The organism is Pseudomonas sp. NMI542_15 (genome assembly GCF_021283425.1).
GTDB classification, from domain to species: Bacteria; Pseudomonadota; Gammaproteobacteria; order Pseudomonadales; family Pseudomonadaceae; genus Aquipseudomonas; species Aquipseudomonas fortuita.
Genome location: NZ_JAJSRO010000006.1, coordinates 213040 through 232391, shown reverse-complemented (window position 1 = coordinate 232391; position 19352 = coordinate 213040). Strand labels below are relative to the sequence as shown.

Genomic DNA, 19352 nt, shown 5'->3' with positions numbered 1-19352 from the left:
ACCGGGAAGGTCAGCGCGGCTTGCGCTTTTTCGAGTCCTTCCAGATGAAAATGCCCAGACCGGCAAAGAAGGCCACCATCAACCCGACCGTTACCACACCGGCGATAACCACGTTGTCGAAGAACATGCGGGCCTCCCCATTCGTTTGCCGTTGTCCGATGGGTGCACGTTAACCAATGTGGGGATGGAGAAAATTGACCAGGGTCAATGGTGCCCGGGGCCGGGCACGCGAGGCGGGTGCAGGGTTGACCTGCGTCAAGTTTCAGCGCTTCTTCGGTTTGCCCTTGGGCTTCTTTTTCTTGCTGGTGCTCAACGGCAGAGCCTGCTCGAACGCGTTGCGCATTTCGTTCAGGCGCTTTTCCTTGAGGTCGTGGACACGCTTGGCGCGTTCGGCATCAAAATCGATGAGGTTGTCTTGGCTCATGGGTGGGCTCGGCGATCAACTGAGGCTTGCATGATGAAGCCAGGCGCAGGCGCTGACCAGCCCCGCGTCAGACTTCGATGTCCACCAGCAGCCCCTGGCGCACGTGCTCGTCCATCAGTGGCGCGACCGGCACGGTGTTGTCGGCATTGACCTCGTCACCTGGCAAGGCACTGTAGCGGTCCTGGCCGCCCTGCTTGCCACGTTGCTGCTGGCGACGCTGCTCATCGCGCAGCAACAACGCCTGCGCCTGCGGGTCGCGCTGTTGCTTGAGATCGATGGCACTTTCGCCGGACGCAGGCTGCGTCGGTACCACCGGCTTGATGTCCGGGGTCGGCTTGACCGGGTCCTGTTGCGAGGTCACCGGGGCGGCACTGAGCGGTATGATTGGCGGCAGCATGGACGTTCTCCTATGCCCCTGTATCGGCAGGCGCGAGTTTACCTTGATGTCATGGACAACAATTACTCGGCTTCGTCGTCAAGGTCGTCGTCGCCTGGCGGGCCGGCTTCGCTCCACGGCCGCTTGTAAACCTGCTGCCAGACGGCATCCATGTGATCGCGAAGCACCTGTGGCGCGGTTTTGAGCGAGGCACTGTCATTGCGCTCACCGCCAATCGGCTCTTCACCCGCCGGGCTGATCAGCGACTGGCCAGTGATGGTGTAGCTGGCCTGCCCTTCACGCATTTCGATGGCGATGTCGTGCGGGTCGATGCCGCCACCACAGAAGGCATGGCTGGCCACCGTAACCTCGGCGATACCGTCCTTGTTCAGGTCGCCGACATCGCTGACGTCGGTATAGAAGTCCACGTCCAGGTCCAGGCCAGGGCAAGTGGTTTCCTGCTCGATCTGCCAGCGTGCCTTGAATGCATCGCTTTCGGCAGTACGCCCGTACAAGGTGGCCTTGAGTACCACTTTGTCCACTTCCTGTTCGCTTTCCGGGTCGCTGGCCTGGCCATCGCTGCGGCTCAACACCAACAGGCCTTCACCGTCGCGGTCACGAAAATGCACGCTCTTGATCGGCGTCTGCACGCCGAGTACTTCAAGCTGTTCCATCGGGATGGCGGGCAAGGCCTCGAAGTTTTTCTGTTCGCAGGCGCTCAGCAGCAGCAAGCTGCCCACGGCCATGGAAGCGCTGATCCAGCGGTGGTTGGCAGGCATGTTGGTCCGGGGCCCTCGTCAGCTGCACGGTGCGAGGCGATGAAACGGCTAGACTGACTTACTTCCTGTTGTCGTTCGGCATCTTTCGGTGCGTTCGCACTTTGGTCTGACCGGCCGATCCGTTAACATAATCGGCTTTTTCATCGCGGGAGTTCAGGCAGTATGGCGCAGCAGTATCAACCGGGGCAACGCTGGATCAGCGACAGCGAAGCAGAGCTCGGCCTGGGTACCATCCTGGCGCAGGATGGCCGCCTGTTGACCGTGCTCTACCCGGCCACTGGCGACACGCGCCAGTATTCCCTGCGCAACGCGCCGCTGACCCGCGTGCGCTTCTCGCCAGGTGACCAGATCACCCACTTCGAGGGCTGGAAGCTGACCGTGCGCGAGGTCGATGACATCGACGGGCTGATGGTCTACCACGGTCTGGACGGGCAAAACCAGCCGCGTACCCTGCCAGAAACCCAGCTGTCGAACTTCATTCAGTTCCGCCTGGCCAGCGACCGGCTGTTCGCCGGCCAGATCGACCCACTGTCGTGGTTCAGCCTGCGCTACAACACCCTACAGCACACCAGCAAGCAGATGCAGTCAGCGCTGTGGGGCCTGGGCGGCTGCCGCGCGCAACCGATCGCCCACCAGTTGCACATTGCTCGCGAAGTCGCCGACCGCAGCGCCCCGCGGGTATTGCTGGCCGACGAAGTGGGCCTGGGTAAAACCATCGAAGCCGGCCTGGTGATTCATCGCCAGCTGCTGTCAGGCCGCGCCAGCCGCGTGCTGATCCTGGTGCCGGAAAACTTGCAGCACCAGTGGCTGGTGGAAATGCGCCGCCGCTTCAACCTGCAGGTAGCCCTGTTCGATGCCGAGCGCTTTATCGAAAGCGACGCCAGCAACCCGTTCGAGGATGCCCAGCTTGCGCTGGTTGCACTGGAATGGCTGGTCGACGACGAAAAGGCCCAGGACGCACTGTTTGCTGCTGGCTGGGACCTGATGGTAGTCGACGAGGCCCACCACCTGGTCTGGCACGAAGATCAGGTCAGTGCCGAATACGGCCTGGTCGAGCAACTGGCCCAGGTGATCCCGGGCGTGCTGCTGCTCACCGCCACCCCCGAGCAACTTGGCCAGGACAGTCACTTCGCGCGCCTGCGCCTGCTCGACCCTAACCGTTTCCACGACCTGGCGGCCTTCCGCGCCGAGAGCGAGAAATACCGCCCAGTGGCTGAAGCCGTGCAGGAACTGCTCGACGAAGGCCGCCTGTCGCCCGAGGCCCACGCCACCATCCAGGGCTTCCTGGGTGCCGAAGGCGAAGCCCTGCTGGCGGCGGTCAGCGACGGCGACAGCCAGGCCAGCGCACGCCTGATCCGCGAACTGCTGGACCGCCACGGCACCGGTCGCGTCCTGTTCCGTAACACCCGTGCGGCGATCCAGGGCTTCCCTGAGCGCCAACTGCACCCTTACCCGCTGGCCACACCTGAGCAATACCGCGACCTGCCTGCTGGCGAGCACGCCGAGCTGTACCCGGAAGTTGCCTTCCAGGCCCAGGGCGATGTGGCTGACGACGAGCGCTGGTGGCGTTTCGACCCACGCGTCGACTGGCTGATCGACACGCTGAAGATGCTCAAGCGCACCAAGGTATTGGTGATCTGCGCTCACGCCGAAACCGCCATGGACCTTGAAGACGCCCTGCGCGTGCGCTCCGGCATTCCGGCGTCGGTGTTCCATGAAGGCATGAACATCCTCGAACGCGATCGCGCCGCCGCCTACTTCGCCGACGAAGAGTTCGGTGCGCAAGTGCTTATCTGCTCGGAGATCGGCAGCGAAGGCCGCAACTTCCAGTTCGCCCACCACTTGGTGATGTTCGACCTGCCCGCGCACCCAGACCTGCTCGAACAGCGCATCGGCCGCCTTGACCGGATCGGCCAGAAGCACACCATCCAGCTGCACATCCCGTACCTGCAAGGCAGCCCGCAAGAGCGCCTGTTCCAGTGGTACCACGAGGGCCTTAACGCCTTCCTCAACACCTGCCCCACCGGCAACGCCCTTCAGCACCAGTTCGGCCCGCGCCTGCTGCCGTTGCTTGAAGGTGGCGAGAGCAAGGCCTGGGATACCCTGGTGGCCGACGCCCGCAGTGAGCGCGAGCGCCTGGAAGCCGAACTGCACACTGGCCGCGACCGCCTGCTGGAGCTCAACTCCGGCGGTGCCGGCGAAGGCCAGGCGCTGGTCGAGGCCATTCTCGAGCAGGACGACCAGTTTGCCCTGCCGATCTACATGGAAACCCTGTTCGACGCCTTCGGCATCGACAGCGAAGACCATTCCGAGAACGCACTGATCCTCAAGCCGAGCGAAAAGATGCTCGATGCCAGCTTCCCGCTGGGCGACGACGAAGGCGTGACCATCACCTACGACCGTGCCCAGGCGCTGTCGCGTGAGGACATGCAGTTCCTCACCTGGGAGCACCCGATGGTGCAGGGCGGCATGGACCTGGTGCTGTCCGGTTCGATGGGCAACACCGCCGTGGCACTGATCAAGAACAAGGCACTCAAGCCGGGCACCGTACTGCTCGAATTGCTGTTCGTCAGCGAGGTGGTGGCACCGCGCAGCCTGCAACTGGGCCGCTACCTGCCGCCGGCGGCACTGCGCTGCCTGCTCGACGCCAACGGCAACGACCTGGCCGCCCGCGTGGCCTTCGAAACCCTCAACGAGCAGCTCGAAAGCGTACCGCGCGCCAGCGCCAACAAGTTTGTCCAGGCCCAGCGTGACGTGCTGGCCAAGCGCATCAGTGGCGGTGAAGAGAAGATCATGCCCACTCACGTCGAGCGCGTAGCCGAAGCCCAGCGCCGCCTGGCGGCTGAGGCCGACGAAGAGCTGGCTCGCCTGGTGGCACTGCAAGCGGTCAACCCAAGCGTGCGCGACAGCGAGATCGACGCGCTGCGCAAGCAGCGCGAAGAGGGTCTGGCGATGCTGGACAAGGCTGCCTTGCGCCTGGAAGCCATTCGCGTACTGGTAGCGGGCTGATCTGACACGCCCGCTGGTGGCCTGACCACCATCTGTAGGCGCAGCCTTGTGCTGCGAAGAGGCCGTATGCCCCACAAGATTGTTGTGAGGCATACGGCCTCTTCGCAGCACAAGGCTGCGCCTACACCTATATGTCCCTCTTTATGCCTGCTGGCGATTGGGTTGATAACCAAATCGTAGAAATCAAACTGCCATTATTCAGGAAGGCTTAAACACCTCTTCCTATACTGCCTCTGGACAGTCTGCACAGGGCTGTAGCGCAGACGAGTGAAAACTCGATCATGGGGCAATCAATGGAATGGCTGGGGCTGCAACTGTTCGCCGACCTTCCGGCATTCGGGCACATCGTTATCGATTGCCGCCATGAACCGTTTCTGGTCCTGCTCGCCTACTTCGTTGCCTGCGCGGCTTGCTTCGCGACCCTGGACATGGCCGAGCGCCAGTCCCACAGCGAAGACCCCACTGCCCACCGACAATGGCACATGCTTGGCGCCTGCTGCCTGGCCGGTGGCATCTGGGCCATGCACTTCATCAGCATGCTGGCCTTCCAGGCACCGATAGAGGTGCACTACGACGTTTCCCTGACCATTCTTTCGCTACTCATCGCCCTGGCCGTCGCCTGGGTGACCATGCGCAGCCTCGACCGCAGCCAGATGCGCGTGCAGCACTTCCTGCAAAGCGCCGTACTGATCGGCATGGGCATTATCCTGATGCACTTTGTCGGCATGGCTGCGATGGACACCGGCGCCCAGCAGTATTACCAGACTGGCCTGCTGCTGGCCTCTGCCACCATTGCCCTGCTCACCGGCCTGGCTGCGTTATACCTGGCCCGGTACTTCAGCAATGGCAGCGGCACCCTGCACCAGGCAATGAAGTACGGCGCCAGTCTGCTGATGGCCGGTGGCATCGTCGCCACCCATTTCACCGCGATGTCGGCCATGACCCTGGTGATCCCGCCCGACACCGCGCTGCGCCTGCCCTCCGCCGACAACAGCCTGCAACTGGGGCTGGGCATCGGCTTCATCACCCTGCTGATCAGTGGCGCCAGCATCAGCGCCGCACTGGCCGACAAGAAGCTGCAGAGCAAGGAGCACGATCTGCGCCGGGTCAACGTGCTGCTCAGCCAACTGGACCAGGCCCGTGCATCGCTGCAGCAGGCCGCGCACTACGATGCCCTGACCAACCTGGTCAACCGCCGTGGCTTCAACCAGGTATTCGAAGAGCGCCTGGCCGAACACCACGCCACTGAAAACCGCCTGGCAGTCATGTTCCTCGACATCGACCACTTCAAGCGCATCAACGACAGCCTTGGCCACGACGCTGGAGACGAACTGCTCAAGGTGATCGCCAGCCACATCAAGGCCGCCACCCGCCATCAAGACCTGGTCGCACGCCTGGGCGGCGACGAGTTCTGCGTGGTCACCAGCCTCAGCAACTGCGACGAAGCGCGCCACCTGGCACAACGCATCATGCAACGGATGAAAGAACCCATCGACCTGGGTGGTCGGCGCATGGTCATGACCACCAGTATTGGCATCAGCATCTTCCCCGACGACGGCACCAGCGCCGAAGAACTGCTCAAACATGCCGACCTGGCCCTTTACCAGTCCAAGGACAGTGGGCGTAACGGCCTGCACTTTTTCAACGAAACCCTGAAAAACCAGGCATCCCTCGCCTTGCAACTCGAAGAAGAACTGCGCATCGCCCTGCTCGAAGAACGTGGGTTGTGCGTGCATTACCAACCCATCTTCGACATGCGCAGCGGGCAGGTGGCCAAGCTCGAGGCCCTGGTGCGCTGGCATCACCCGCAGCACGGCTTGCTGGGGCCCGACCGTTTCATCGGCATTGCCGAAGCCAATGGCCTGATCATCGACCTTGACCTCTGGGTAATGCGCCACGCCTGTGCCGACCTGGCACACCTGCACCGCCACGGTTATGGCGATATCAAGGTGACGGTCAATTGCTCGGCAGTAACCTTGAGCCACGACGAGCTGCCCAACGAAGTGGAGAAAGCGCTGTTCCACACAGGGCTCGCACCCCGGCACCTGGAGCTGGAAGTGACCGAAAATGCCCTGATGGGCGATATCCAGCGTACCGTCAACCTGCTCAAGCGCGTTCGTGCCTTGGGCGTGGCGCTGTCAATCGACGACTTCGGCACTGGCTACTCGTCACTGGCCTACCTCAAGCGCCTGCCGCTGGACGTACTGAAGATCGATCGCAGCTTCCTGCAGGATGTGCCGGGCAGCCAGAAGGATCGCGAGATCGTCCAGGCGATAATCGTCATGGCGCATACCCTGCACTTGCAGGTCGTCAGCGAAGGCGTGGAAACCGCCGAACAGCAGGCTTTCCTTCAAGACCATGGCTGTGACTATCTGCAGGGCTACCTGCTGGGCCGCCCGGTACCGCTGGCCGAGCTACGGCCACTACTGGAGCGGCTGCAGCGTCAAAGCCAGGTACTCATCCCTTGTTGCGGTAAAGTTCTACAAGGGTCGCCGGATCTTTTTGCAAGTAACCCTGGCTACCGTGCAGGCGCATCAATTGCGCGGCGAGGCCGCTGAGCGGCGTCGCCGCCCCCTGCTCACGGGAAAACTTCACTGCGCCATCGAGGTCCTTGAGCAGCGTGCGCACGTGCCACTTGATCGGCTCGAAGCGGCTTTCAGCCATTTGCGGCGCAAGGATCTGCAGCGGCTTGGAATCAGCAAAACCACCGGCCAGCGCTTCGGCGATCAGCGTCGCGTCCACCCCGGATTGCTCGGCCAACGCCACCACTTCGGCAATGACCAGGGCATTGCATGCCACGATCATCTGATTGCAGGCCTTGGTCACCTGCCCCGCCCCCACCGCCCCCATGTGCGTCACACGCTGACCCAGCACCTGCAGCACTGGCCGTGCACGTTCCAGGTCGGCCGCTTCACCGCCAACCATGATCGCCAGGGTACCGGCCTCGGCACCTGGCGTGCCGCCGGACACCGGAGCATCCAGCCAGGCCATGCCACACAGTACCGCGAGCTCGGCGGCCATTTCACGGGTGGCGGTGGGTTCCAGGCTGGAGAAATCGATCAGCAACTGGCCGCTGCGCCCACCCTGGGCAATCCCTTGCTCGCCGAACACCACCTCACGCACCACGGCCGTATCGGCCAGGCACAGCAATACCATATCGCTGCCCTGGCACAGTTCGGCAGGGCTGTTGGCCAGGCGCGCGCCGGCGGCGACCAGCGCGGCGCACTTGTCCGGGCTGCGGTTCCACACGGTCAGCGGGTAGCCAGCCGCTAACAGGCGTCGACACATGGGCAGGCCCATCAGGCCGATGCCGGCAAATCCAAGCGAAGGCAATGCAGTGCTCATGAATGACTCCTGACTATTCGAATTGTTTTCCAGGCTGGCCAGAACGGTGGGCATATTACGCATCCCGTAAACTGTTACCGCCACGCCGAATTGTTACTTACCTCTACCCGCCTTGAACGCCTTCGAGCACCAAAACGGAGCTGCTGCGCATTTTTGCGCACCAAAAAAGATCACGCCTCAACCGGACGCTTCACCTGGATCACGATGAACGGCGAAACCACCACCGCCCAGATCTCTGGATCGCGGCTTTGCAGGTCCAGCGCCTGCTCGGCCGACACCGGCCCAACGGTGCCATCACTACGCCACTTGGCGAAGATTTCGCCGCGATTCTCGGCCATTGCCTCGGCAACAGTGATCAGGTCCAAGCTGGGGTCGACCCAAATCAGGTCACCCTTGGCCCAGAAACGCTCCAGCGCTTTCCACTCGATGATTGCTGTCTCGCCAAGCAATTTGGCATAGAGGGTGCTTGTTTGATCAGTCATGGGTGGTATCCGCAAAAATCGGCCAATAAAAAAGGTCGGCATTTTTGCAGAAAAACCCGGTTTCAAATATGTAATTTGGTCGATTGACCCCGAACTTGTGGGGCGGGGTCGCAGATACAGGCAATTTGATGGCGCCTTTTTGTATCTTTCTGTCGAACAAGCGACAACCCAGGAAACAGGCACTTTTTGAACGCTTTTCAAGCGCTCGAACAGCGCTCTACACTGTACCGGTACAGTTCCGGGACATGTTCCGGGGGAAGGTGGGCTTGCGCGTTGGCATGGCCACGCCGCAAATCCCGCCCGGTCTGTAGCCCTGGCCGCCAGGACTATAAGAATTACAACAGAATGAGTGGAGCACTATGATCAAGATTTCCAAGCTGTTCGCCGCAATGGTACTGGCCGGGGTAGCCAGCCATTCGTTTGCCGCCGATACCATCAAGATCGGCATCGCCGGTCCCAAGACGGGTCCTGTGACCCAGTACGGCGACATGCAGTTCATCGGCGCCAAGCAAGCCATCAAGGATATCAACGCCGCGGGCGGCGTCGATGGCAAGATGCTCGAAGCCAAGGAATACGACGACGCATGCGACCCTAAACAGGCCGTGGCAATCGCCAACAAAGTGGTCAACGACGGCGTCAAGTTCGTCATCGGCCACCTGTGCTCCAGCTCTACCCAGCCTGCATCCGACATCTACGAAGACGAAGGCGTGATCATGATCACCCCGGCCGCCACCTCGCCGGAAATCACCGCCCGTGGCTACAAGCTGATCTTCCGCACCATTGGCCTGGACAGCGCCCAGGGCCCGGCCGCCGGCAACTACATCGCCGACCACGTCAAGCCGAAGGTCGTTGCCGTCCTGCACGACAAGCAACAGTACGGTGAAGGCATCGCCACCGCCGTCAAGCAGACCCTGGAAAGCAAGGGTACCAAGGTTGCCGTATTCGAAGGCCTGAACGCGGGTGACAAGGACTTCTCCTCGATCATCCAGAAGCTCAAGCAGAACAATGTCGACTTCGTGTACTACGGCGGCTACCACCCAGAGCTGGGTCTGATCCTGCGCCAGGCACAGGAAAAAGGCCTGAAAGCCAAGTTCATGGGCCCAGAGGGCGTGGGTAACGACTCGATCTCGCAGATCGCCCAGAACGCCTCCGAAGGCCTGCTGGTCACCCTGCCGAAGTCGTTCGATGCCGACCCGGAGAACAAGAAGATCGTCGACGCCATCAAGGCTGACGGCAAGGACCCAAGCGGTCCGTTCGTGTTCCCTGCCTACTCGGCTGTCGAGCTGATCGCACAAGGCATCAAGGCGGCCAAGTCCGAAGATACCGACAAAGTGGCAGCGGCCATCCATGCCGGCTCCTTCAAGACCCCTACCGGCACCCTGTCGTATGACGAGAAAGGCGACCTGAAAGACTTCAAGTTCGTGGTCTACGAATGGCACTTCGGCAAGCCGAAGACCGAAGTCTCCCCTCAGTAACTGCGTGACTAAATAGCTGACTTACGAGCCCACTGTGCGAGCAGTGGGCTTTGTTTTATGAGGTTCATGGGCCCGATCCCCGCGATCCGGGGGCTAGCCCACCTGAAAATCTTAAAACCGTCACCCGCGGTTTCCTGGCATACCCCCGCCAGCGAAATGCAAATCAGGTTTTTAGGAGCGCTGTAATGCCTGAGATCTACCATTTCTTCCAACAACTGGTTAATGGATTGACCATCGGCAGCACCTATGCCTTGATCGCCATCGGCTACACGATGGTGTACGGCATCATTGGCATGATCAACTTCGCTCACGGCGAGGTGTACATGATCGGTTCCTATGTGGCCTTCATCGCCCTCGCGGGCCTGGCCATGATGGGTATCCATTCGCTGCCGATCCTGATGACCGTTGCCTTCGTCGCGACGATCTTCGTCACCAGTGCCTATGGCTACAGTATCGAACGGGTTGCCTACCGCCCCTTGCGCAACAGCAACCGTCTGATCCCGCTGATTTCCGCCATCGGCATGTCGATTTTCCTGCAGAACACCGTCTTGCTTTCGCAAGACTCCAAGGACAAGTCCATCCCCAACCTGATCCCCGGAAGCTTCTCGTTCGGGCCGGGCGGCGCGGAGGAAGTTCTGATCAGCTACATGCAGATCCTGGTGTTCGTGGTCACTCTGGTAGCCATGACCCTGCTCACCCTGTTCATCTCTCGCTCCCGTCTGGGCCGCGCCTGCCGTGCCTGCGCCGAGGACATCAAGATGGCCAACCTGCTGGGCATCAACACCAACAACATCATCGCCCTCACCTTCGTCATCGGTGCCGCCCTGGCCGCCGTAGCGGCCGTGCTGCTGAGCATGCAGTACGGAGTGATCAACCCCAACGCCGGTTTCCTGGTAGGCCTCAAGGCCTTCACCGCGGCGGTGCTGGGTGGCATCGGCAGCATTCCGGGCGCGATGCTCGGCGGGCTGGTGCTGGGCGTGGCCGAAGCGTTTGGCGCCGACATCTTCGGCGACCAGTACAAGGACGTGGTGGCATTCGGCTTGTTGGTGCTTGTCCTGCTATTCCGGCCGACCGGCATCCTGGGCCGCCCGGAGGTTGAAAAAGTATGAACAAAAATCTCAAACAGGCGTTCTTCAGCGCCTTGCTGGTCTGGGCGGTGGCCTTCCCGGTGCTGGGCCTGAAACTGAGCATCGATGGCATCAGCCTGGTCGTGCACAGCCAGGGCTCGTTCACCATCAGCATCATCGCCGTGTGCTCGGTGCTGATGTTCCTGCGCGTGCTGTTCGACAAGCAGTGGAGTTCGGTGATGAACCGCCGCTCGGATCGCAAGCTGATCCCGCCGGCCGTCAGCAATTACCTGACCCTGCCCAAGACCCAGCGCTATGTGATCGTTGGTCTGATCGTTGCGGCACTGGTGTGGCCGTTCTTCGGCTCGCGCGGTGCGGTCGATATCGCCACGCTGATCCTGATCTACGTGTTGCTGGGCCTGGGCCTGAACATCGTGGTCGGCCTGGCGGGCCTGCTCGACCTCGGTTACGTCGGCTTCTACGCCGTCGGCGCCTACAGCTACGCCATGCTCTCGCACTACCTGGGCTGGAGTTTCTGGGTATGTCTGCCGATTGCCGGCCTGATGGCCGCCACCTTCGGCTTCCTGCTTGGCTTCCCGGTGCTGCGCCTGCGCGGTGACTACCTGGCGATCGTGACCCTCGGCTTCGGCGAGATCATCCGCCTGTTCCTGCGCAACCTCACCGACTGGACCGGCGGCCCCAACGGCATCAGCAACATCCCCAAGCCAGAGTTCTTCGGCCTGACCTTCGAACGCCGTGCCGCCGAGGGCATGCAGACCTTCCACGAGTTCTTCGGGCTGGAATACAACTCGATCAACAAGGTCATCTTCCTCTACCTGGTGGCACTGCTACTGGCCTTGCTGGCACTGTTCGTCATCAACCGCCTGCTGCGCATGCCAATCGGCCGCGCCTGGGAAGCCCTGCGTGAAGACGAGATCGCCTGCCGTGCGCTGGGCCTGAACCCGACCGTGATCAAGCTCTCGGCGTTTACCCTGGGTGCCTGCTTCGCCGGTTTCGCCGGCAGCTTCTTCGCAGCGCGCCAAGGCCTGGTGACGCCGGAGTCGTTCACCTTCATCGAGTCGGCAATCATCCTCGCCATCGTCGTGCTTGGCGGCATGGGCTCACAACTGGGCGTGATCCTCGCGGCCATCGTGATGATCCTGCTGCCCGAGCTGATGCGTGAGTTCAGCGAATACCGGATGCTGATGTTCGGTGCGCTGATGGTGTTGATGATGATCTGGCGTCCGCAAGGCCTGCTGCCTATGCAACGTCCACACATGGAGCTGCGTCGATGAGCCGCGAAATTCTGCAAGTCAGCGGCCTGAGCATGCGCTTCGGCGGCTTGTTGGCGGTCAACGGCGTGGCCCTGACCGTCAAGGAAAAACAGGTGGTGGCGCTGATCGGCCCGAACGGCGCCGGCAAGACCACGGTGTTCAACTGCCTGACCGGGTTCTACAAACCCAGCGGCGGCACCATCCTGCTCGATGGCCAGCCGATCCAGGGCCTGGCCGGCCACCAGATCGCCCGCAAGGGCGTGGTGCGCACCTTCCAGAACGTGCGCCTGTTCAAGGACATGACCGCGCTGGAAAACCTGCTGATCGCCCAGCACCGTCACCTGAACACCAACTTCTTCGCCGGCCTGTTCAAGACCCCGAGCTTCCGCCGCAGCGAGAAGGAGGCCATGGAACGCGCGCAGTACTGGCTGGAAAAGGTCAACCTGACCGAATTCGCCAACCGTACCGCCGGCACCCTCGCCTATGGCCAGCAACGCCGCCTGGAAATCGCCCGCTGCATGATGACCCAGCCGCGCATCATCATGCTCGACGAACCTGCGGCGGGCCTGAACCCGAAGGAAACCGAAGACCTCAAGGTGCTGATCGCCTACCTGCGTGAGTCGCACAACGTCACCGTGCTGCTGATCGAGCACGACATGAAGCTGGTGATGAGCATTTCCGACCATATCGTGGTGATCAACCAGGGCACCCCCCTGGCCCACGGCACACCGGAAGAGATTCGCGACAACCCTGATGTGATCAAAGCCTACCTGGGGGAAGCGTAAAATGCTGAAGTTCGAAAACGTTTCCACCTTCTACGGCAAGATCCAGGCGCTGCACAGCGTCAACGTGGAGATCAACCAGGGCGAGATCGTCACCCTGATCGGCGCCAACGGCGCCGGCAAGTCGACCTTGCTGATGACCCTGTGCGGCTCGCCCCAGGCGCACAGTGGCAGCATCAAGTACCTGGGCGAAGAGCTGGTCGGGCAGCCGTCCTCGCACATCATGCGCAAGAGCATTGCCGTGGTGCCGGAAGGGCGGCGCGTGTTCGCCCGCCTGACCGTCGAGGAAAACCTGGCCATGGGCGGTTTCTTCACCGACAAGGGCGACTACCAGGAGCAGCTGGACAAGGTGTTGCAACTGTTCCCGCGCCTGAAGGAACGTTACATCCAGCGCGGCGGCACCATGTCCGGTGGCGAGCAACAAATGCTTGCCATTGGCCGTGCGCTGATGAGCAAGCCCAAGCTGCTGCTGCTCGACGAACCTTCACTGGGCCTGGCGCCGATCATCATCCAGCAGATCTTCGACATCATCGAACAGCTGCGCCGTGATGGCGTGACGGTGTTCCTGGTGGAGCAGAATGCCAACCAGGCGCTGAAGATCGCCGACCGCGCGTATGTACTGGAGAACGGTCGGGTGGTGATGCAAGGGACGGGTGAAGCACTGCTGACCGACCCGAAGGTGCGCGACGCGTACCTCGGCGGTTAAATGGGAAAGGGCCTTCGGGCCCTTTTTTATGCCTGCCAGAAATGCATTGCCAGTGCCGGCCCTTTCGCGGGTAACCATTAACTTGAGATCCACCGCCGGCCTGAGTAACGTGGCCAGCTCTTTACCAAAGATTCCCGGAGTTCGCCCGATGCGCCTCACCCCCACCCTGCTGCTCACTGCCCTGCTGCCCCTGTTCGCCGGCTGCCAGCTCATGGCTGAAGCGCCAAGCGACCCGAACATCGGCACCACGCGCATGCAGGGCGAACTGCGGGCGGCCGGTGGCCAGCTGCTGTTCAAGCCGTGCAGCGAAAACCGCACGTTCGTGATCAACGACGTCGGCGCTACCGGCATCCTGCAGGAGGCCGCCAACCTCGCCAAGGACGCCAACGACAAGCTGTTCGCCGACGTCCGTGGGCGCCTTACCGGCAGCAAGCAGGCCAACAATGATGGCCAGCTGGAAGTACGCCGCCTGTACCGCCTGGAACCTTCCACCCGCGCCTGCGAAGACCCCAACTTCAAGCAGTTGACCCTGCGCGCCAATGGCCACGAGCCGGACTGGGACATCAAGGCCAGCGGCAAGGGCATGGTCCTCAGCCGAGTCGGGCAGGAGCCCCTGCCCTTGCCGTTCCTTGAAGAGGAAGTACCCGGTGGCGGCTTGACCCTCACCAGCGAAGCCAACGGCCAGCACGTGGAACTGTGGGTCGCGCCGCAGCGCTGCGTAGACAGCGCCACTGGCGCGGTCCACCACCTGCGTGCCGAACTGCGCATTGACGGCAAGACCCTGCAGGGCTGCGGCTACTACGGCGGCGCACGCGACAACTGATCGTCGGGCACTTTTAACCTGCCAGTCGGGGCGGCTAACAGCTTATACTTGGCGGTTTGTGTAAAGCCGCCGGCCGCCCATGGCCGGGATACTGGACCCTGCCATGCTACGAATCACCGAACTCAAGCTGCCCCTGGACCATCCCGACGAAGCACTGCGTGAAGCCATCGTCCAGCGCCTGGGCATCCGCGACGAGCAACTGCTCAGCTTCAACCTGTTCAAGCGCAGCTACGATGCGCGCAAGAAGAACAGCGAGTTGCTGTTCATCTACACCATCGACCTCGAAGCCAGCAACGAAGCCGAACTGCTCAGCACGTTCGCCGACGATCACAACATCGGCCCGGCACCGGACGTGACTTACAAATACGTCGGCCACGCCCCGGCCGACATCCAGGAACGCCCTATCGTGGTCGGCTTCGGCCCCTGCGGCATCTTTGCCGGCCTTTTGCTGGCGCAGATGGGCTTCAAGCCGATCATCCTCGAACGTGGCAAGGAAGTGCGCCAGCGCACCAAGGACACCTGGGGCCTGTGGCGCAAAAGCGTGCTCAACCCCGAGTCCAACGTGCAGTTCGGCGAAGGCGGCGCCGGCACCTTCTCTGACGGCAAGCTGTACAGCCAGATCAAGGACCCGCAGCACCACGGCCGCAAAGTGCTGGAAGAGTTCGTCAAGGCCGGTGCGCCGGACGAGATCCTGTACATCAACAAACCGCACATCGGCACCTTCCGCCTCACCGGCATGGTCGAGCAGATGCGCCAGGACATGATCGCCCTCGGCGCAGAAGTGCGCTTCCAGCAGAAGGTCACCGACCTGCTGGTCGAAGACGGCCAGCTGACCGGTGTGGTGCTGGAGAGTGGCGAACAACTGCACTCGCGCCATGTAGTCCTGGCCCTTGGCCACAGTGCCCGCGACAGTTTCCGTATGCTGCATGCCAAAGGCGTCTACATGGAAGCCAAGCCGTTCTCGGTCGGCTTCCGTATCGAGCACCCGCAAACGCTGATCGACAAGGCGCGTCTTGGCAAATACGCCGGCCACCCGAAACTCGGCGCCGCCGACTACAAGCTGGTGTACCACGCCAAGAATGGCCGCTCGGTGTACAGTTTCTGCATGTGCCCGGGTGGCACCGTGGTCGCCGCTACCAGCGAGCCGGGCCGCGTGGTGACCAACGGCATGAGCCAGTACTCACGTAACGAGCGCAACGCCAACTCCGGTATCGTCGTCGGCATTGACCCCGAGCGCGACTACCCGGGCGGCCCGCTGGCCGGTATTGAACTGCAAGAGCGTCTGGAAGCCCACGCCTACGTAATGGGCGGCAGCAACTACCAGGCCCCGGCGCAGCTGGTGGGTGACTTTGTCGCCGGCCGGCCATCGACCGCACTGGGCAGTGTCGAGCCATCCTACAAACCGGGCGTGACCCTGGGTGACCTGGCACCAAGCCTGCCGGACTTCGCCATCGAAGCGATCCGAGAGGCCCTGCCAGCGTTCGACCGGCAGATCAAAGGCTACAACCTGCATGATGCAGTGTTGACCGGGATCGAGACGCGTACCTCGTCGCCCCTGCGGATTACCCGGGGTGAGGACTACCAGAGCCTGAACCTGAAAGGCCTGTTCCCGGCGGGTGAAGGCGCCGGGTATGCGGGCGGGATCCTGTCGGCGGGTGTGGACGGTATTCGTATCGCCGAGGCGGTAGCGCGGGACATGCTCGGCCTGTAATTTTGTATCGCCTGCAAGGGCCCTTTCGCGGGCTCGCCCGCTCCCACAGATACTGCACAGTATTTGAAAACTGTGCAGTACCTGTGGGAGCGGGCGAGCCCGCGAAGAGGCCCTGACAGGGATCAGAAATATCCGACCCAAACACCAGCCTTTCCCTCCCCCCTTTCCTCCCATCTGCATCTAGGCTTCACTCAGCCCAGACAGCAACACCATATAACAAAAACGAATATAGTTTTTGTTTGAAAGCATATCGTCACAGGCTAGGGTGTACGCCCGTACCCTTCGTAAACTGCTCATGGAGAGCCTATAGCCCGTGCGTAGCCTGTTTACCCGATTCTTCCAGCTTGAAGCCGCCAGCGGTCTGCTGCTGATCGCCGCCGCCGTTCTGGCCCTGATCATCAACAACTCACCCCTGTCCTATCTGTACAGCGGCCTGCTCGACGTCCCCGTCGCCGTCCAGGTCGGCGCGCTGAATATCGCCAAGCCTTTGTTGCTGTGGATCAATGACGGCCTGATGGCCCTGTTCTTCCTGCTCATTGGCCTGGAGGTCAAACGCGAGGTGGTCGATGGTCACCTGTCCAAGCCCTCCCAGGTGATCCTGCCCGCCACTGCTGCTGTGGGCGGCATGGTGGTGCCGGCGCTCATCTACTGGTTCATCAACCGTGACAACCCGGCGGCCGTGGCCGGCTGGGCGATCCCCACCGCCACCGACATCGCCTTCGCCCTCGGCGTGCTGGCCCTGTTGGGCAAACGCGTACCGGTTTCGCTCAAGCTGTTCCTGATGACCCTGGCGATCATTGACGACCTTGGTGCAATCATCGTCATCGCCCTTTTCTACTCAGGCACCTTGTCGAGCGTATCGCTGCTGCTGGCAGCGGCCTGCCTGGTGGTGCTGATCGCGATGAACCGTCTTGGGGTGGTCAAGCTTGGGCCGTACATGATCGTTGGCCTGATCCTGTGGGTCTGCGTACTCAAGAGCGGCGTGCACGCCACGCTGGCCGGTGTCGCCCTGGCCTTGTGTATCCCGCTGCGTACACGCAACGCCGAGACTTCGCCGCTATTGTCCCTTGAGCATGCCCTGCACCCTTGGGTTGCCTATGCGATCCTGCCGCTGTTTGCCTTCGCCAATGCTGGCGTCTCACTGGCAGGCATGACCGTGGAAAGCTTCACCCACCCGGTGCCGATGGGCATTGCGATTGGCCTGCTGATGGGCAAGACCGTGGGCGTTTTCGGCCTGACTTGGGTAGCGGTCAAGCTGCGCCTGGCAGCGCTGCCTGCGGGTGCTGGCTGGGGGCAGATACTGGGGGTGGCGATACTCTGCGGTATTGGCTTCACCATGAGCCTGTTTGTTGGCTCACTCGCCTTTGCCCCGGGCAGCAGTGATTACGCGGGCATGGATCGCATGGGGATCCTTACCGGCTCGTTCTTCGCCGCAGTGATCGGCTACGCCGTTACCGCCCTGGCCAGCCGAAAAACCAGTGCTGGTTGACTTGGCTGAGGCATAAAAAAACCCCGACTGGCAGCCGCCATGTCGGGGTTTTCTTTTGCTGCGCTACGGTCAGTGCGAGACGCGGCTGGTACCGTCAACTGTCATGATGCGCACACGGTCGCCGACGCGGAAAATTTCATTCTCCTGCACGGCCTGCACATAGGCACGCATGCTGCCATCGTCCTCACGCACGGTGATTTCGACGCCTTGGGTACGTGTCAGGCCTTCCTCTGCAGCGGAACCCGCCAGGCCACCGGCCACGGCACCGATCACGGCAGCAACGATGCTGCCACGGCCGCCGCCCACGGCGCTGCCGGCCACGCCACCGACGATGGCGCCAGCGCCACCGCCGATCGGGGTCTTGGTACCCTCGATCTTGACCGGGCGCAGGGATTCGATGGTGCCCATGCGCACGGTTTGCACGCGGCGGGCTTCATCACGGGAGTAGCTGTCACCGGTCAGGCTCGAGGCACAGCCCCCCAGCAGCAACGACATGGTGGTAAAAGTCGCCACCAGCAAAGCGGATTTACGCATGGGTAAAGTCTCCATAATTCAGGTGCTCATTAGACGCTGCACGTTGACGGCTGTCACGGTACAAACGTAATAAAATTGGTTTCATTCAGCCGGGGTACAGCCTGGGCGGTTGTGCCATAGGCTCTTCAATTGAGACCAAGGATAGCCATGGATTACTTCATCGTCGTGGTCACCACCGTTGCGGGGCTTTATTTCCACGGGTGGCTATACGTGCGTATGCGCCGCTGGATGGACCGTGACCTGGCGTTGTCGCTGGCGGGGGCTGACCCTGAAAAGCGTGAGTACATGCTGGAAAGGTTGGCGCAGGCGCGGCAGGAGAAGGTGGGGCGCAAGCAACTGGCAGAGTGGTTGGAGCGGGAGGCGGCGGGGTATCCGGGGTAGTCTGATGGATCACTGGGGCCGCTTTGCGGCCCCAAATGCTCAGGGTGCCAGCCGCTCGCGCAGCCATTGCCCATCCACCAGCCGGTAGTTCAACCGGTCATGCAGGCGGCTCGCCCGCCCCTGCCAGAACTCGATGCGCTCAGGCAACAGGCGATACCCACCCCAATGTTCAGGGCAGTGCGGCTGGGTGTCGGAGAAGCGCGCTTCAGTGGCCTTGACCAAACCTTCCAGCTCTTCACGACCGGCAATCACCCGGCTTTGCGGCGAGGCCCAGGCCCCCAGGCGGCTGCCCAGCGGGCGCACCTGGTAGTAGTCGTCCGACTCCTTGGAGGTGACCTTTTCCACTCGCCCTTCGATACGCACCTGGCGCTCCAGCGCCGGCCAGAAGAACGTCATGGCGGCAAAGGGGTTGGCTTGCAGTTGCTGGCCCTTGGCGCTTTCGTAGTTGGTGAAGAAAGTGAAACCCTGCTCGTCGAGCCCCTTCAGCAGCAGTACACGGCAATGCGGGCGGCCTTCGCCGTCCACAGTGGCCAGGGTCATGGCGTTGGCTTCCACGGGTACCTGCTCGGTTTTCACCGCATCGGCAAACCACTGGTGGAACAGGGCAAACGGCTCCCCCGGTGCCTGGGCTTCGGCCAGGCCATCACGGGTGTAGTCGCGGCGCATATCGGCCAGGGATTGGGTCATTGCTGCGT

19 protein-coding genes are annotated in these 19352 nt (G+C 62.1%); 11 read left to right on the top strand and 8 right to left on the bottom strand.

From position 1 onward, the window contains the following. Positions 1-10 precede the first annotated feature (10 nt). The 4 genes from ccoM to LU684_RS12395 form a co-directional block, all read right to left on the bottom strand. Positions 11-127: a cytochrome c oxidase subunit CcoM gene (gene ccoM / locus LU684_RS30590; RefSeq protein ID WP_016488716.1), complete on the bottom strand. Its 117-nt coding sequence runs from the start codon at positions 125-127 to the stop codon at positions 11-13. Between the two features lie 135 nt (positions 128-262). Continuing rightward, a complete protein-coding gene (locus LU684_RS12405; protein ID WP_003254864.1) occupies positions 263-424 on the bottom strand; it encodes a hypothetical protein in 162 nt (53 codons plus the stop codon). Positions 425-491: 67 nt separating this feature from the next. Beyond that, the gene (locus tag LU684_RS12400) at positions 492-821 is read right to left on the bottom strand and encodes a hypothetical protein (protein WP_016488718.1); all 330 of its coding nucleotides are present in this window, start codon (positions 819-821) and stop codon (positions 492-494) included. A gap of 62 nt (positions 822-883) precedes the next feature. Next, positions 884-1579: a M949_RS01915 family surface polysaccharide biosynthesis protein gene (locus tag LU684_RS12395; RefSeq protein WP_016488719.1), complete on the bottom strand. Its 696-nt coding sequence runs from the start codon at positions 1577-1579 to the stop codon at positions 884-886. Positions 1580-1741: 162 nt separating this feature from the next. On the opposite strand from LU684_RS12395, the gene rapA reads away from it, so the two are divergent. Both rapA and LU684_RS12385 read left to right on the top strand, forming a co-directional pair. Further along, positions 1742-4588: an RNA polymerase-associated protein RapA gene (gene rapA, locus LU684_RS12390; protein WP_232894688.1), complete on the top strand. Its 2847-nt coding sequence runs from the start codon at positions 1742-1744 to the stop codon at positions 4586-4588. A 293-nt stretch (positions 4589-4881) separates the two neighbouring features. Continuing rightward, a complete protein-coding gene (locus LU684_RS12385; RefSeq protein WP_016488721.1) occupies positions 4882-7146 on the top strand; it encodes a putative bifunctional diguanylate cyclase/phosphodiesterase in 2265 nt (754 codons plus the stop codon). Here the strand turns inward: LU684_RS12385 and LU684_RS12380 are convergent. Both LU684_RS12380 and LU684_RS12375 read right to left on the bottom strand, forming a co-directional pair. Next, the gene (locus LU684_RS12380) at positions 7046-7933 is read right to left on the bottom strand and encodes an NAD(P)-dependent oxidoreductase (RefSeq protein WP_023048581.1); all 888 of its coding nucleotides are present in this window, start codon (positions 7931-7933) and stop codon (positions 7046-7048) included. The genes LU684_RS12385 and LU684_RS12380 overlap by 101 nt on opposite strands. A gap of 170 nt (positions 7934-8103) precedes the next feature. Beyond that, positions 8104-8415 carry a DUF2288 domain-containing protein gene (locus LU684_RS12375; protein ID WP_016488723.1) on the bottom strand — a complete coding sequence of 104 codons (312 nt, stop codon included), beginning with the start codon at positions 8413-8415 and terminating at the stop codon, positions 8104-8106. Between the two features lie 359 nt (positions 8416-8774). Here LU684_RS12375 and LU684_RS12370 point away from each other — a divergent pair, with 359 nt between their 5' ends. The 8 genes from LU684_RS12370 to nhaA all read left to right on the top strand — a co-directional run bounded on the left by LU684_RS12370 (position 8775) and on the right by nhaA (position 17742). Next, complete coding sequence (locus LU684_RS12370; RefSeq protein WP_060520058.1) at positions 8775-9890, top strand: branched-chain amino acid ABC transporter substrate-binding protein; 1116 nt, start codon at positions 8775-8777, stop codon at positions 9888-9890. Positions 9891-10075: 185 nt separating this feature from the next. Further along, positions 10076-10999: a high-affinity branched-chain amino acid ABC transporter permease LivH gene (gene livH / locus LU684_RS12365; protein ID WP_008097482.1), complete on the top strand. Its 924-nt coding sequence runs from the start codon at positions 10076-10078 to the stop codon at positions 10997-10999. Continuing rightward, positions 10996-12252 carry a high-affinity branched-chain amino acid ABC transporter permease LivM gene (locus LU684_RS12360; protein ID WP_016488726.1) on the top strand — a complete coding sequence of 419 codons (1257 nt, stop codon included), beginning with the start codon at positions 10996-10998 and terminating at the stop codon, positions 12250-12252. The genes livH and LU684_RS12360 overlap by 4 nt, the downstream gene beginning before the upstream one ends. Beyond that, positions 12249-13016: a high-affinity branched-chain amino acid ABC transporter ATP-binding protein LivG gene (livG, locus tag LU684_RS12355; RefSeq protein ID WP_096426683.1), complete on the top strand. Its 768-nt coding sequence runs from the start codon at positions 12249-12251 to the stop codon at positions 13014-13016. Before LU684_RS12360 ends, livG begins: the two co-directional genes overlap by 4 nt. 1 nt (position 13017) lies before the next feature. Then, on the top strand, positions 13018-13719 hold the full coding sequence (locus tag LU684_RS12350) for an ABC transporter ATP-binding protein (protein ID WP_003254879.1): 702 nt from the start codon (positions 13018-13020) through the stop codon (positions 13717-13719). 148 nt (positions 13720-13867) lie between these two features. Further along, the gene (locus LU684_RS12345; protein WP_102688893.1) at positions 13868-14542 is read left to right on the top strand and encodes a COG3650 family protein; all 675 of its coding nucleotides are present in this window, start codon (positions 13868-13870) and stop codon (positions 14540-14542) included. Between the two features lie 103 nt (positions 14543-14645). Continuing rightward, positions 14646-16253, top strand: coding sequence for an NAD(P)/FAD-dependent oxidoreductase (locus LU684_RS12340; protein ID WP_232894687.1), 1608 nt, complete (start codon positions 14646-14648; stop codon positions 16251-16253). 313 nt (positions 16254-16566) lie between these two features. Next, positions 16567-17742 (top strand): Na+/H+ antiporter NhaA, encoded by a 1176-nt coding sequence (nhaA, locus tag LU684_RS12335; protein WP_060520052.1) that lies wholly within the window; start codon positions 16567-16569, stop codon positions 17740-17742. A 69-nt stretch (positions 17743-17811) separates the two neighbouring features. Here nhaA and LU684_RS12330 read toward each other — a convergent pair whose 3' ends face one another. Further along, positions 17812-18276 carry a glycine zipper 2TM domain-containing protein gene (locus tag LU684_RS12330; RefSeq protein WP_009684613.1) on the bottom strand — a complete coding sequence of 155 codons (465 nt, stop codon included), beginning with the start codon at positions 18274-18276 and terminating at the stop codon, positions 17812-17814. A 147-nt stretch (positions 18277-18423) separates the two neighbouring features. On the opposite strand from LU684_RS12330, the gene LU684_RS12325 reads away from it, so the two are divergent. Next, entirely contained in the window at positions 18424-18657 is a 234-nt protein-coding gene (locus tag LU684_RS12325; RefSeq protein ID WP_016488731.1) for a hypothetical protein, read from the top strand. Positions 18658-18696: 39 nt separating this feature from the next. Here LU684_RS12325 and pdxH read toward each other — a convergent pair whose 3' ends face one another. Then, positions 18697-19344, bottom strand: a complete 648-nt coding sequence (gene pdxH / locus LU684_RS12320; protein WP_232894685.1) for a pyridoxamine 5'-phosphate oxidase — start codon at positions 19342-19344, stop codon at positions 18697-18699. Between the last annotated feature and the right edge of the window lie 8 nt (positions 19345-19352).